Origin of the sequence: Streptomyces sp. NPDC005794 (assembly GCF_042871445.1) — a bacterium.
Lineage (GTDB): Bacteria > Actinomycetota > Actinomycetes > Streptomycetales > Streptomycetaceae > Streptomyces.
On record NZ_JBIAIN010000012.1, the window covers coordinates 197,500 to 210,005 of the forward strand.

General features: G+C 68.3%; 15 protein-coding genes. 9 read left to right on the plus strand and 6 right to left on the minus strand.

Features of this window, described 5'->3' with window-relative positions; all coding sequences use genetic code 11:
• The first annotated feature begins 5 nt into the window (after positions 1-5).
• From ACFYQ5_RS20935 to ACFYQ5_RS20950, 4 genes are all read left to right on the plus strand, one after another.
• A complete protein-coding gene (locus ACFYQ5_RS20935) occupies positions 6-494 on the plus strand; it encodes a hypothetical protein (RefSeq protein ID WP_389199358.1) in 489 nt (162 codons plus the stop codon).
• Between the two features lie 32 nt (positions 495-526).
• On the plus strand, positions 527-1,549 hold the full coding sequence (locus tag ACFYQ5_RS20940) for a SpaA isopeptide-forming pilin-related protein (protein ID WP_389199360.1): 1,023 nt from the start codon (positions 527-529) through the stop codon (positions 1,547-1,549).
• 425 nt (positions 1,550-1,974) lie between these two features.
• The gene (locus tag ACFYQ5_RS20945; RefSeq protein ID WP_389199362.1) at positions 1,975-2,532 is read left to right on the plus strand and encodes a hypothetical protein; all 558 of its coding nucleotides are present in this window, start codon (positions 1,975-1,977) and stop codon (positions 2,530-2,532) included.
• A 101-nt stretch (positions 2,533-2,633) separates the two neighbouring features.
• Positions 2,634-3,200 carry an endonuclease domain-containing protein gene (locus ACFYQ5_RS20950; protein ID WP_389199363.1) on the plus strand — a complete coding sequence of 189 codons (567 nt, stop codon included), beginning with the start codon at positions 2,634-2,636 and terminating at the stop codon, positions 3,198-3,200.
• 76 nt (positions 3,201-3,276) lie between these two features.
• Here ACFYQ5_RS20950 and ACFYQ5_RS20955 read toward each other — a convergent pair whose 3' ends face one another.
• Positions 3,277-4,440 (minus strand): hypothetical protein, encoded by a 1,164-nt coding sequence (locus ACFYQ5_RS20955; RefSeq protein WP_366533034.1) that lies wholly within the window; start codon positions 4,438-4,440, stop codon positions 3,277-3,279.
• Between the two features lie 33 nt (positions 4,441-4,473).
• Positions 4,474-5,586 carry a hypothetical protein gene (locus ACFYQ5_RS20960; RefSeq protein WP_389199364.1) on the minus strand — a complete coding sequence of 371 codons (1,113 nt, stop codon included), beginning with the start codon at positions 5,584-5,586 and terminating at the stop codon, positions 4,474-4,476.
• 172 nt (positions 5,587-5,758) lie between these two features.
• Here ACFYQ5_RS20960 and ACFYQ5_RS20965 point away from each other — a divergent pair, with 172 nt between their 5' ends.
• The 4 genes from ACFYQ5_RS20965 to ACFYQ5_RS20980 all read left to right on the plus strand — a co-directional run bounded on the left by ACFYQ5_RS20965 (position 5,759) and on the right by ACFYQ5_RS20980 (position 7,836).
• Complete coding sequence (locus ACFYQ5_RS20965) at positions 5,759-5,911, plus strand: hypothetical protein (RefSeq protein ID WP_319304664.1); 153 nt, start codon at positions 5,759-5,761, stop codon at positions 5,909-5,911.
• Positions 5,912-6,263: 352 nt separating this feature from the next.
• Positions 6,264-6,617: a DUF317 domain-containing protein gene (locus tag ACFYQ5_RS20970; protein ID WP_366533032.1), complete on the plus strand. Its 354-nt coding sequence runs from the start codon at positions 6,264-6,266 to the stop codon at positions 6,615-6,617.
• A 93-nt stretch (positions 6,618-6,710) separates the two neighbouring features.
• On the plus strand, positions 6,711-7,001 hold the full coding sequence (locus ACFYQ5_RS20975) for a hypothetical protein (RefSeq protein ID WP_389199366.1): 291 nt from the start codon (positions 6,711-6,713) through the stop codon (positions 6,999-7,001).
• 16 nt (positions 7,002-7,017) lie between these two features.
• Positions 7,018-7,836, plus strand: a complete 819-nt coding sequence (locus ACFYQ5_RS20980) for a DUF317 domain-containing protein (RefSeq protein WP_366533030.1) — start codon at positions 7,018-7,020, stop codon at positions 7,834-7,836.
• Between the two features lie 185 nt (positions 7,837-8,021).
• Here the strand turns inward: ACFYQ5_RS20980 and ACFYQ5_RS20985 are convergent, their stop codons facing one another.
• A complete protein-coding gene (locus tag ACFYQ5_RS20985; protein WP_389199368.1) occupies positions 8,022-8,717 on the minus strand; it encodes a hypothetical protein in 696 nt (231 codons plus the stop codon).
• A gap of 79 nt (positions 8,718-8,796) precedes the next feature.
• The gene (locus tag ACFYQ5_RS20990; protein WP_388207734.1) at positions 8,797-9,240 is read right to left on the minus strand and encodes a hypothetical protein; all 444 of its coding nucleotides are present in this window, start codon (positions 9,238-9,240) and stop codon (positions 8,797-8,799) included.
• A gap of 185 nt (positions 9,241-9,425) precedes the next feature.
• Between ACFYQ5_RS20990 and ACFYQ5_RS20995 the strand changes: the two genes are divergently transcribed.
• On the plus strand, positions 9,426-10,241 hold the full coding sequence (locus tag ACFYQ5_RS20995) for an SDR family oxidoreductase (protein WP_388207731.1): 816 nt from the start codon (positions 9,426-9,428) through the stop codon (positions 10,239-10,241).
• A gap of 26 nt (positions 10,242-10,267) precedes the next feature.
• Here ACFYQ5_RS20995 and ACFYQ5_RS21000 read toward each other — a convergent pair whose 3' ends face one another.
• Positions 10,268-12,007: a relaxase/mobilization nuclease domain-containing protein gene (locus ACFYQ5_RS21000; RefSeq protein ID WP_389199370.1), complete on the minus strand. Its 1,740-nt coding sequence runs from the start codon at positions 12,005-12,007 to the stop codon at positions 10,268-10,270.
• Complete coding sequence (locus ACFYQ5_RS21005; protein ID WP_366533025.1) at positions 12,004-12,417, minus strand: plasmid mobilization protein; 414 nt, start codon at positions 12,415-12,417, stop codon at positions 12,004-12,006. The genes ACFYQ5_RS21000 and ACFYQ5_RS21005 overlap by 4 nt, the downstream gene beginning before the upstream one ends.
• Positions 12,418-12,506 lie beyond the last annotated feature (89 nt).

Sequence of the window (12,506 nt, forward strand, 5' to 3'; positions counted from 1 at the left end):
CCTCTTTGTCCTTGCAGGCCCCCGAGTTCTTCGCCGAGCTGTGCCTTCCCTTTCACGATCACACCGTCGTGGGCAACACCTACTTCGCCGTCCCCATCCCAGGCGCACCGATGCGGCTGCGGATCGACTTCAGCCGCACCATCCACGCGGAGACCTACGGCGGGCTGCGCTTGGCGGTCGTCCACCCCGACTGCGGCGAAATCGACGCGGTGGCACTCAGCTTCCTGGACCACGGCACGTTCCACCGCCGCGACGAAGCCACCAACACCCGTCCGAACACCAAGCAATACGGCACTTTCGACACCTACAACCGCCCCGGCCGCCCGCCGTGGGACGGCGCCGTCACGACCGGGCTGCGTGACGCCATCGAGCAGTACACCGCCGTCTGGTTCCCAGGCGCCTGGACCGCGTCCGCACCCAGCCGCACGACGGGGCGTACCGCGCTCAAGGCCGCTGCCCCGCCGCTCACCCGCAACGGTGCTTACATCCGCTGACCTTCCCCCATGTTCAAGGAGTCCCCTTTCTCGTGCACGCACCTTTCGTCCGAACCGCTGCCGTCGCTGTGGCGGTGACCGGCACCCTTACCTGGGCTCCCGCCGCGAGCGCCCAGCCCTCCGAACCGACCCCCTTGACCTCCGCCGCCCCCGCCGAGACGCCGGCCCCGGACGCGGGCAGCGTCGAGATCACCACCAAGGACACTGCCGGAGACGCGCTGCCGGGCGCCACGTTTCTGCTACTCGACGCCGCCGGTCAGGAAGCCGGACACGGGAAGAGCGACGCGCAGGGGAAGCTGACCTTCACCGACCTCGCGCCGGGTGTCTACCGGTTGAAGGAGACTGCTTCCGGCAGTCCGCTCCACGAGATCGTTGCCGACCAGGACGTCATCGTCACACCGGGCGCGACCACCCGGCTGACGATCATCGGCCCCTTCAAGGCGGCCAAGGTTCTCCTGCAGGCAAAGGACGACAAGAGCGGCAAACTCCTGCCCGGAGCGACCGTGAACATCGGTACTGGCGACTCGACACTGCTCACCCTGACCACCGGAGCCAAGGGCACGGCCTCCGGAGCCCTGCCGGTAACAAGCGAGAAGACGCAGTTCTGGGTCAAGGAGATCAAAGCCCCCACCGGCTACGACCTCTACAAGCCGACCAAGACGTTCACCGCGGGCCCCGGCGCCCCGGTTACCGTGACCGTCACCAACGCCAAAACCGCGACCGACCCGAAGCCCGATCCCTCGGACAAGCCGACCCACAAGCCCACCCAGCACCCGTCCACACCGGGTACGCCGAGCAGCGGTTCCGGCGAGACCACGCCCTCAGCGCCAGCCACCGACACACCGGATCCCGACTCCTCCACCCCTGCCACCGCGACCCTGGTTGGCAACTCCACGTCGAAGGCACCAGCGGGCTCCCTCGCTCACACCGGCGCTGATGCCACGCCGTGGCTGATCGGCGGCGCGGGGGCGCTGATTATCCTCGGCGGAGGCGTCCTCGTCATGGTCCGCCGCCGTCGAGCGGACGAGTCCCCTGACGACTCCAACGAGAGCTGACCCCTCACCCTCGATGCCTTCGCGACACAGAGCCCCCGGCTTCCACACTGTGGAAGCCGGGGGCTCTCCCGTCCGTGCTGATCGCAGGAGGCGGAGGAGCCCTCGCCATGGCACGCCGCAGCCGCACCGACAGCCCTGCCGACGACTCCACCGAGAGCTGACCCGCACTCCACCCCCTTCACGACACGGAGCCCCCGGATTCCACAGACTGGAATCCGGGGGCTCCGTTGTTCACGAGCACATGGACGCCTCGTTACGCTGCGGTCGTGATCGAGCCCTCCCCGCTTAGTCGAAACCCGTCTACAGGGGTTCCACCTGTCTCTCGGTCCAACTGGCCACCGGACCACACGAATGGAGAACGCCCAGTGCTCGACGCACAGATGAATGAGGAAGGCAGGCGGGACAAAGGGGCCGTTCCGAACAACATGTTCGTATCCGGGCTCACGGTGCTCCTGCTCAATCTGTTGGTCTGGGGCGGAGTGAGCTGTCTCTTCGTGTTCGGGTGGGAGTTCGCAGGAGCGGCCACGAACTGCGGTCCGCGCATCGGTGTCCCGTGTCCCCCCGGTACCGGCTACGCGATTGCGGCGCCGTGGGTGGCGGGTCTCGCGACGCTGGCACTGCTCATCCATGCCTGGCAGGAGGGCATCCGTGGGCCCCTGCCTGCCGCTGCCGCACCTTTCGTTCTGGGTGCGGCCCTCGGAGCCCGCTTTCTCTGGTCCGCGGCGTTCGTCGCCGACACAGGCCAGAGCCGGGTGGTCATGGCCGTCATCGGCCTGCTGAGCACCCTGCTGCTCGGCGCGCTGTACGGACGATGGCTGTTCCGTAGATGGGGTGCGGCCTTGTTGCTGTGGTGCGTGCGGCTTGACCGCAGCGGCATGGTGGTGGCCGTTGGACCCGAGCAGGTGCGCGCCCGTAACGTCCTTCTCGCCCTGAGCCTGACGGGCACGGTACTCGGCTGCTGCGCTGGGGCGGCCCTGCTCTGACACGCAGATCCTCTACCTGTGTCCGACCAGCTCAGACATAAGCTGGAAAGCGCTCAATGACGGTAGGCGCTGTCAGAGGCAAGCTCTACTAGAATCCCGGCATGATTTCCCCGGAAGAGATCAAGCAGATCGTTACACAGATCGAACTCGAAGGGGACGGTGAATTCTGCGACTGTGGGGCGTGGGCGGCCCGCCTGGTACGGGGCCGCGAGTGCCAAGGGTGTTATCGGATGCGCCGGGGCATCGAGAAGTACGGGCTCACCATCCCCCAGTACAACGCCATCTGGCGTGCGCAAAACTTTCGGTGCGGCCTCTGCGGGGACAATGAAGAGCCCTGCGACGGCGGTATCCCTCACGCCGAACCGCGCCCCTGGCAGATCGATCACGACCATTACTGCTGCGACATGAAGAGGTCCGGCAACCGCTGCTGCGTCCGCGGGATCCTCTGCCTCCCGTGCAACCTGAACGAGCTAGCGCCGTATGAGCGCAAGCGCCGACGAGGCATCGGCTTTGCAATCCCGGTCATCGACGCCTACCTGGCCAACCCGCCGGCGCGCCGTCCAGAAGCCCGTGTCATCCGCGGGCGGGATAATGCCTACCTGCCGACCTCCTGGGCCTTCATACACGATGCGCAGGTGGTCAAGCGCGGGTATGTGGGGTGGATGTGAGCGCTCCGCAGCAGGCCAGTCGCCCAGAACAAGCCCTTCAGGATCTGGCCTGCCGCTGATGCGCGGGATACGGGCCTCAGTGCTCCAGCAACTCCGCGCTGATCCGATCCCAGGTCGGTCGGGGGCTCTCGACCGAGCGTACGACCGTGACCAGGCGGCCGTCGAGGAACGTGTCGAGCCGATCTCCTGTCAGGGCGGCCAGTCGCTCGCGCTGAGCACGGCGGTCCAGTTCCACGCGCTCGCCCAAGATACCGAGCAATACCTCGTGCCGCGCCTCACCAAGGGTGTCGCCGGGGATCCAACGCCCCCGGACAGGTACGCCGGCGAACGTGCCGATCTCGTCCTCCTCGCGGCTGAAGGCCCGGTTCATCGCTTCCTCCGCCGCTGGCCCCACCCGCCTGAGCGCTGCCCTGGTGGCAACCTGACCGCTGACCATAGGAAGTGGAACCTGGATCGCGAGGTCTCCTTCCGGGGCCGGGGCGACCACGCGGCGGGGGTCGGGCCGGGGAACGCGGAACTGCCAGGGCTTCCCGCCTCCCGGCGTCTCGATCCAGCCGGTCTTGAGGCCCTTCAGGGCGACGGAGTCCTCGGGAAGGAAGATATCGACGTAAACGCCGCCCTGGCCGATCCAGACCCAGCTCATGAAGTAGGCATGATCACCGTGGTCAACGGACCACTGGGCGAGCTTCTCCAGACGCTTCCGCTGCTCCGGGGTGCCTTTGCCTGCCGGGAACATCTGCTTGGCGCGCCTTCGCCGACCCCGTGCTTCTCCGGCGACCGGCCCGTCGGCCAAGTCGTACAGGAGATCCGGTCGCACGCCCGTATTCGCGTACACCCCACGAAGCTTTCCAGGCAACACGTCGAAGCTGCTGAGCCCGCTGGTCGTGTGCTTCCAGTCGAACAGGACCTCGCTGGCAGCGCTCATCACACCGAGCCCGGTGCACTCGCTGACGAAACGCTGGATGTGGCCAGCGCTGGAGTCGAGGGCGTAACACTCGGCACCGAGCTGCCCCTTGCCCTGATCGCCGACGATGTAGCTGAGCAGCAGACTGATCTCGTGATCGCGTACACGTTGGTCGACCGTCTTGCGCAGGTCACAGGCAAGGGCGTTGACGTTGACCATGGCGGCCAAGGAAACCGGCAGCGGGCCCTGCCCGATTTCGACGGCCCGGACAGCCTCCGCGCCAGCCTTCCCCTTCTCAATCGTGAAGCGCCACACCCGGGCGCGCACTGTGCTCATGAAAGAAGCCTAAGGTCTGCTTTTCGTCGTGAATTACGCGTCACCGCACAGCTTGGGACCGGTGTCCAGCTCGCCGTCCAGAAGGGCTTGGATGACCCTCTGAGTGCGGGCCCGCATCTCGTGGCCGAGGCCGGCGAGATTGCGGTCAAGTTGGGCCTGCGGCAGGTCAAGCACCTGCTTCATCTCGCCCACCAAGGTCGGCCATCGCGCTAGTGAGGCAGCCAGGTCCTCCACGTTGCCGAACCAGTCGGCCCCGCGTGCACCCAGGACGAAGGCCATCAGGAGGACGGCCATGAGGGGTTCGCTGTCCAGCGCGGTGTGTCCGCCCATACCAGCGAAGTTCTTATTGCCGGTCATAGCGGCGACAGCCCGACTGAAAACGGGGAGCTGGAGGAAGAACGCCGCAGCTGATGAGCGAGCTTCCTCCCATTCGGAATCGGTGGCGTCGGTGAGTGCTTCGGTCATCCGCGGCAGGGAGACGAAGTCGGCAGCGCCGACGAGGACGCTCGCCGGACCGGTCAGCCAGGGGCCGGCGTCCTCCACGCGATGCCGTCTGCCCGGAGAGACGCCAAGGACCTTCTCGACCGTCTCCGCCTCGTCTTCGGTCACGTCCGGCTGGGTGCCGAGGGCGAAGATATGAAGCAGCTGCGCGACGGCGGTCGCCCGTTCGCCTGCCGGGACGCGGATCGGGCGGGGCAGAGCGTCCTTGCCTCGCTTCGCGGCCATAGTCTCGGCGACGGCACCCACGACCGCGTCCTGGTCGTCAGCCGGGTCGAGGCCCCGGCTGGATGCCTCCGTCCGGAGGAGCTGCTCCAGCTCGTGCGACAGGCCGTCCATCACGGCGATCGCGGAGGCACGGACAACGTCAAGGGCGAGTGGGAAGCCTTCAATCCACAACACGACGCGCAGCACGTCCACATTCGAGGTGTGCTTGCGCCAGCGCAGGAGCTGGACCAGCTGGCGGTCGCTGCCCGGCGGGTAGATCCAGACCGGACGGCGCCCGTCGTTGCCAACGCGGACGGGTCGGGGCATCAGGCCGTCGCGTCGAAAGTCCTCCAGCCGCCGCTCGGTCATCACACTGAAGCCGGCGGACGTGGCGGCGAGAAGGAGGTCGTCGCGCCGCAGAACACGGATTTCAACTGCCATGCGGAGCAACGTAGTGGCGCAGTGGCCGACCGGTCGAGCCGAGTACTCCCGTCCCGGGCCGCTCTAACTTGCAAACGCACCTATGCCCGTTGTCACCAGTGGCTTTGCTCTGCTTCTGTGAGTGAGCGGCGCCAATTCGAGCGTCTCTCCCTTCTCTCGGAAGGACTGACTTATGTCCAGGAATCAGGTAGCGGCCGTGACTGGAGTGATCGTCCGTGCCCTCGCCAAACGGTGGGCTGACGCGAACGGCGTCAGCAGGAGCCAGAGCCTGCTGCTCGCCTGGGCGGCTGGCGCCCTTGCGTCGGTGGTCGTCATGCGTGTCTGACCCTGTGGGTGGAGTAAACGGGCGCTTTTCTGCGCATGCCTCGAAGGCCCTGGGAGCCATGGGTGGTTCCCAGGGCCTTTTGGGTGGAGTGGGCGTGAACGGGTAAGGCGGCAGATGCTGGTGCTGGGGCCTGCCGACGCGCCGAGGGCCTCAGGAACTGCCTTCGTGATGCTGTTGCCGAGCTTCGGCGCATCGCCATTCTCACGGTCAATGTGGGGCCGGGTTCGATGTCGACGGACACAGTTCGCCGGGGGCAGACAGGAAAGAGTGCGGAAAGACTGGCCAACGGCCGCGAGGGCATGTCAACGTAGACAACCTTGCAGGAATCCCCAGGTCAGAGAGGTGATTGCCTATGACCACACTCCCTGCGGGCCCCGGTTTCTCCACCACCATCGAAGCCCTGCGACCGCGGGAGTGGCAGCTCGGCCCCGGTCAGCCCACACTCGTCATGGACCAATTCTCCGCGGAGGACTTCCACCTGATCGTGGACGATCGCGCGGACGTGCATGTCAGCTCGAAGGACGGCCGTTTCTACCTCGGCTGGTTCCCGCTCGGTCGCCCCGGCACCGACGGTGAGGGATGGACGATAGCCGTCACCGGCACGGTCGAGGTGCCCGGCTACCACCTGTCGTTCGGCACTGAGACACCGGCCGACATCGTCGCCGCCGCCGTGGCCCGAGTGTTGGAGACGTCGCGTCGCGTATGACCGCGCGGAACTCAGCGGAAGCCCCCGCCCGGAGGACCGGCTTCCTGCCGGCCTTCTTCGCTCCCCGTTTCCCCTCACTCCAGGAGGCCCTTCGTGACGTCCCCGGAGATGACCGTCGGTGATCTCATCGACCTGTTGTCCGCCTGCGACCGGAGTGCTCCGGTCCGCCAGGCCATGAACCCGTTCTTTCCGATGGCACACCGGCTGGCACAGGTCGTGCAATCGGTGGACGAGACCGGCCGGACCGTCGTTTACCTGGCCGAAGGGCGGGACGAGAGTACCCAGCTCGGCCATCTGCCGCCCGAGGTGGCCGTCGACCTGACGTGGCAGGGCCCTGTCCAGGCGCCCCCACGCCGACCCCGCCGCCGTGCCGGCGGCAAGTAGAACCCGCACCGAGCCCTTGGAGGCGCCCCTGTACCCCGACTTCCCTCTCGATCCGTCCACTCCGCGTGGCGGCCAGCCCGCGTTCTGGGTCGGGCCCCGATATCTGGCCGGTGACGACGGGCGCCTCTACGACGCCGTCGCCAACACGCTCTCCGGCCTGGGCTGGACGAGCCTGACGATCGTCCGCGGTCGCCACCAGCCGGACGAAGCAGATGAGGACCGCCAGGTCCTGCGCAGCACCGTCCTGCACATCAGCCCCGACACCCTCCGGTGGGCACAGTGGAGCCTGGCGGACGAGCCGTTCCACCTGGGAGATCTGCCGATCGCCTGGCAGGTCTCCGCCCGCCCGGACACGAGCAGCCCGCTCGCTCAGTGGTCGGCGTACTTCACCTCCGGCGTCCCCGGCGAGTCCGTGGCCGACTTTCTCGTCGCGCTAGATGCCCGCAACCAGCCCGCCGTGCCGATCGCAGGGCCCGAGCTGGTTCTCGACGCCGTCGCTGCACACGGCTGGTTCCGCGACATCGACCAACCCCGGGCGGCGACGGATCCGACGTTCACCTCGCACATCAGCCTCGGCGAGGTGCCGCCCCTCATCCAGGACGGCGACCCCCGCGCCCTGACCACCGAGGTTGACGAAGTGGGATCGGCTGGGTGGCAAGCGTGGGCGGAGCCCGCACTCGGCGCGCCGTGCCTGTGGGCGGTGTCCTTTGGCACGAGCGTCCCGCACGATCTCGTCGCGGCCTTCGCTGCCTCCCTCAGCTCAACCGCGCCGGTCCTGCGCCGGGTGCTGCCCGAGGCCACCCAGGCTCAGCTCCTGCGCGCGCCGGCCATCTAACATCCAGCCAGCCACTCCCGACGCCCGCAGCCCGGCCCCTCCTCATCGGAGGGCGCCGGGCTTCTTGCTTCCCGGACCGCGACAGTCGCCGTGCACCGTTGATGTCCACAAGGCTTTGCCCCCTGTGACGCACTGCTGCCCCCGACGCACAGCGGTCGGAGGCAGCAGCAGGGCGGATGGGCAGGTCAGCTCGTTGCCGTGGCCTTGGTGAGGGCCTTGTCGAGGTGCCGGTCGACGAGGGCCGGGGAGCCGGAGACAATCAGCAGCAGACTTCCGTCGCGGATGGCGGTCTGCTTGACCACGGTGCTCCGTTCCCTCGTGGAGAACGTCAGGAGCTGGCTCCACTGCTCGTCGCCGAGCTCGTGGGGCGGTATCAGCTTCTGCGTGGCCATGTCGATGGGGGCGCCGCCGGCGACGACCTGATAGGTCGGGCACCCGGTCATCGCGTCGAAGATCCGGCCGATACCGTCGGACAGCTTGGTCGGGCTGTCGCTGTACAGATCCTCGGAGACCTCTGAGGAGCTGCCGCCGTAGGTGAAGTCCGCCTTCGCCTTGCGCGGGAAGCTGAGCGTGCCGCCGGTCGCGGCGTCGCCGCCCAGCTCGCTCAGGGCCGGGCAGCCGATGACGGTGACGTCGTCGTGCTGGGAGGGGCGTTCAGGCTTTCGCAGGTAGCCCCTGCCCAGGTCGCTCTCGTTGAGCAGGCGCGTCTCCAGCGCGGCTGACGAGAGCAGGGCAGCCTGCTGGGCGGCGTCGGCCTGCGCCCCGGTACGGGCGGACGGCGCGGAGTCGGACGTGGTGCCGACGGTGTCGGTGGAGCAGGCGGGTACGGCGAGGAGGACGGCGGTGATGCCGAGGATGGTGGTGGCGACGCGAGCGCGCATGACGGAACTGACCCCTTGGTGCTAGGCGACGGGTGGTCAGTGCGGGCCCGGAGGCCCGGTGGGGTCGTAGGAGTGGTGGTCAGTGCCCAAGGTGGCGCAGGCAGTCCTCGAACGTTGCATGCGTCGCGTCCGCCGGTCCAGAGTGCCGGTTGTACCACGCGGTGTCGAGGCGGGTCTCCTGCTGCTGGTGGCCGGCCCGGCAGCGCAGCCAGATCTGGCCGTGGGTGGAGAGGATGAGCCAGTCCCGGTATGCACCGCACTCGGCGCAGGCGACCATCTCGCCGTCGAGGACCAGGGGCTGCGTCCACGGCATCATCTTGCCGTCGACCTGGTCGTGGCTCGGTACGCGCAGCTCCGGCGGGAGGAAGTCGTCCACCGCGCCGGCCGGGTCGGTGGGCTCCGGCTCGGCCGGCGGCTCCCCGAAGCCCGCCGGGACCTGGTTCTGCATCCGCGCAAACACCTCGGCGAACTGGCGCTGCTCCTCGCTCGGTTCCTTGGCCCTGCGTCGTATTCGGTGAAACACGCTGGCGTCCTCCCCTTGCCTCGTCCTACTCGCTTCATGATCGTGCCTCACGCCCCTGGCGGTTTCAATTCACAAAGTTCACAGTGACTTTCGGCAGGTCATAAGGCGTTTCCTGCATCCTCGGGTCAGGGCCGCTGTGGGCGAGGCACTCCGAGCCAGGTGGGGATCGTCTACCGTGGCATGCCGTGATGGTCCTTATTGTCGGAGGCAGTGGGTTCCTGGGCGCCGAGTTGGTCCGCCAGGCGTCTGTCGCTGGGCATCGCGTTGCCGCGACCTTCGCGACCAGGCCGTGCGATGGTCCGGAGGCGACGTGGCATGAGGTGGATCTGAGGGACGGCGGCCGTGTCGAAGAGGTTGTTGCCTCGCTCGCCCCCTGCGTGGTCATCAACGCGAGCAGCGGCAGCGCCAACTGGGCCGTCACGGCCGAAGGCTCCGTCCGCCTGGCGATGACGGCGGCGAAGTACGACTGCCGCCTCGTTCACGTGAGCAGCGACGCCGTGTTCTCCGGCACCCGAGTCCACTACGACGAGTCCTGTCTCCCCGATCCCGTCACCCCGTACGGGGCAGCGAAGGCGGCGGCGGAGACTGGCATCCGGCTTCTGACTCCGGATGCCGTCATCGCCCGTACCTCTCTGATCATCGGCGGCATCCAGTCCGAGCATGTCCGCCTCGTGCACGACCTCGCGACCGGCTCCCGGACCGGTGCCCTGTTCACCGACGACGTCCGCTGTCCCGTGCATGTCGGGGACCTCGCCGCTGCCCTGCTGGAGCTGGCCTTCACCGACGCGTGCGGCGTACACCACCTTGCGGGTGGGGATGCCGTGAGTCGTCACCGTCTGGGTGTGCTGATCGCTCAACGGGACGGGCTCGATGCTTCCCGGTTGCCGGAGGGACTCCGCGCCGGCACCTCGCTTTCCGGTGCACTCGACGTCCGCCTCGACAGCCGGGCCACCCAGGCGAAGCTGCGTACGAGAGTGCGCGGCGTCCACGAGTTCCTCTGAGGCGCACTCGCATCGGCGGCGGGGGCTCATCGCGTGTTGCCGGGTGCCTCGTCGCCGAAACGGCGGCCAGAGCTGGTGGTTCGGGGCGTCGGCGGGCGCACGGTCGCCGGATTCTTTGCCGTGCGGTTCTTCGGTATTGCGGTAGCGTCGACCGGCAGATCTGCCCGGAGCCGCAGTCGCCACACCAGGACGTCACTGACCGAGTCCGCAGTGCCGAGTTCTCGGCTCTCCACGGCGTCGGACAGGAGCGCTGCCGGGTCGTGGCCGGCGGCGTCGGCTTCCGCGATGGTCGCGGCCAGGGCGTACCAACCGGGCTCGGCGAGGATCTGCTCGGCCAGGCTCGGCAGCGTTTCGCGCAGAAGCGCTGTCTGTCGTTGGAGCACCGGCCGGCTCAGGCGTCGGCCGCGCTGGTAGAGCACGCCGAGCGGCTGAGCGGCGGCGGGCCGGTAAGCGTTGCGCAGGTGCTCGGCGGCCCGGCTAGCGGCTTCGGCCTGCTGGGCATGGCCCTTCCTCGCATGCCAGTGGGCGGCGGCAGTGACGAGGAAGAACAACATGTCGATCGCCATCGCCGTGGTGGCACCGTCCTCGCCCCGGCCGAGGGCCGGACCGCCTTGGACGAGGTCGCGGGCGGCCTGTCGCAGGGCTCGATCGTGCCCGCGTACAGCGCGAACGTGAGAGCGCGAGGCCCGTTCGAAAGCCGTTGCTGCGTCGCGCAGTTCGCGGCGGGTGTGAGCGGCAGACGTCTTCGCGAGGGCATCCAGGACCTCGCCGACCGCGGCGATGTGGGCGGCGGCGACCCCGTCCTCGCCGTGTTCGACGACGAGCACGGCCTGCCACACGGCCGATGCAGTTCCGCGGCGCGCGGAGGCCGGACTGCCCGGCTCCCTACGAATCGCTTCCCCTCGCTGGGCCGCAGGGACGTCCTGCGCATCACCGGACCACCGCTCGCGGATGCGAGGCAAGGACAGGTCGGGAGCCAGGCGCGCACCGGGGTAGAACACCGGCTCGCCGTCCTTGTTCAGGTCGTCGAGCAGGGCGACCTTGTAACCGAGCAGGTCGCCGGACGGGGCCTCGCGCTTGCGGATCAGCAGGCCGGCGGCGGCGAGACGGTCGAAGAACTCCTCTTCACTTCTGGCGCCGGTCACCGCTCGACGTACGCTCTCGCGCAGTTCTTCGCGCGCCGTGCGCTCGCGGCCCTGGCGCTGGGCCTTGTGGCGCTCGGCGCTGGTCGGGCGCTGCGCTGCGGTCCCATCCCCGGCACTGAGCTGCTTGAGCCCGTACTCGGCTTCGATCAGGCGGGCTTCGGCCTGAGACCGCTTGGCGTCGTTGTTGAGGCGCGGGCGCCGGCCGTCCTCGCGGACGAGCGTGGCGATGATGTGGATGTGGTCGTCGGCGTGGCGCACGGCCGCCCAGCGGCATCCCGCCTCGTCGGCGGCCGGAGCGATGCCGGTCGCGGCGACCATGCGTCGGGCGATCTCGCCCCATTGCTCGTCGGAGAGAACCGGGTCATCCGGTGCGGCCCGCACCGAGAGGTGCCAGACGTGCTTCGCCGGGCGGCGCAACGCCGCGAGCGCCTGGACGGGCTGGTCCAGGAGCTGCTGCAGCTGCCGCTTCGTGGCCTGCGGATCGCGACCGGGATCGGGAGCGAAACTGTCCCAGGCCGCGACGAGATGCGGGTCGACATGCTCCTCATGGGTCCCTTTGCCGTAGAGGTAGTTGAGCAGGCCGAACGTGTTCGAGCCGCGCTTGTGGACGCGCGGGATCATCCGGTTCGCCTTTCGATGTCGAGGTAGTGCTGGATGAAGGAGTCCACGCGCTGGGTAGCGCGCTGGACGGCGCCGAGTACGGCTTCGGCGTACGGGACGTCGGCACCAGAGTTGATGGCCTTGGCTACCTGGTTGACGTTGTTGCCGATGTGGCCGAGGTGCCGGCGCACAGCGAAGAGCTCGTTGTGGACTTCTCGTTGGGCGGCGATTTCCGCCGCCGTACGGTCGAGGTCGCCGGCGGCTTTAAGAGCGGCGTGGGCGAGGAAACTGGCGACGCTCATCTGGCACACGGCGGCTGCACGGGAGAGGAGTTGGTACTCGTCGTCATTCATGCGGCAGCTGGGCTGGCGCATGCGCTTGTTCTCGTCGCGCAGGCGTTCACGCTGCTGCACATGCGGCTTCGAAGGCACGGTGTGAGCGCAGTGCGCACTGTGGCAGGCGTGCTGGTCCTGCCTCTCAGGATGCGAACCGCCCTCGGTCGCATCCTCACGGATCGGCG

Bases quoted from the DNA above. Each gene is read 5' to 3' on its own strand.
- ACFYQ5_RS20965 (WP_319304664.1), top strand. From the start codon at position 5,759: ATGTCCAGGAATCAGGTAGCGGCCGTGACTGGAGTGATCGTCCGTGCC.
- ACFYQ5_RS20970 (WP_366533032.1), top strand. From the start codon at position 6,264: ATGACCACACTCCCTGCGGGCCCCGGTTTCTCCACCACCATCGAAGCC.
- ACFYQ5_RS20945 (WP_389199362.1), top strand. From the start codon at position 1,975: ATGTTCGTATCCGGGCTCACGGTGCTCCTGCTCAATCTGTTGGTCTGG.
- ACFYQ5_RS20950 (WP_389199363.1), top strand. From the start codon at position 2,634: ATGATTTCCCCGGAAGAGATCAAGCAGATCGTTACACAGATCGAACTC.
- ACFYQ5_RS20960 (WP_389199364.1), bottom strand. From the start codon at position 5,586: ATGGCAGTTGAAATCCGTGTTCTGCGGCGCGACGACCTCCTTCTCGCC.
- ACFYQ5_RS20985 (WP_389199368.1), bottom strand. From the start codon at position 8,717: ATGCGCGCTCGCGTCGCCACCACCATCCTCGGCATCACCGCCGTCCTC.
- ACFYQ5_RS20955 (WP_366533034.1), bottom strand. From the start codon at position 4,440: ATGAGCACAGTGCGCGCCCGGGTGTGGCGCTTCACGATTGAGAAGGGG.
- ACFYQ5_RS21000 (WP_389199370.1), bottom strand. From the start codon at position 12,007: ATGATCCCGCGCGTCCACAAGCGCGGCTCGAACACGTTCGGCCTGCTC.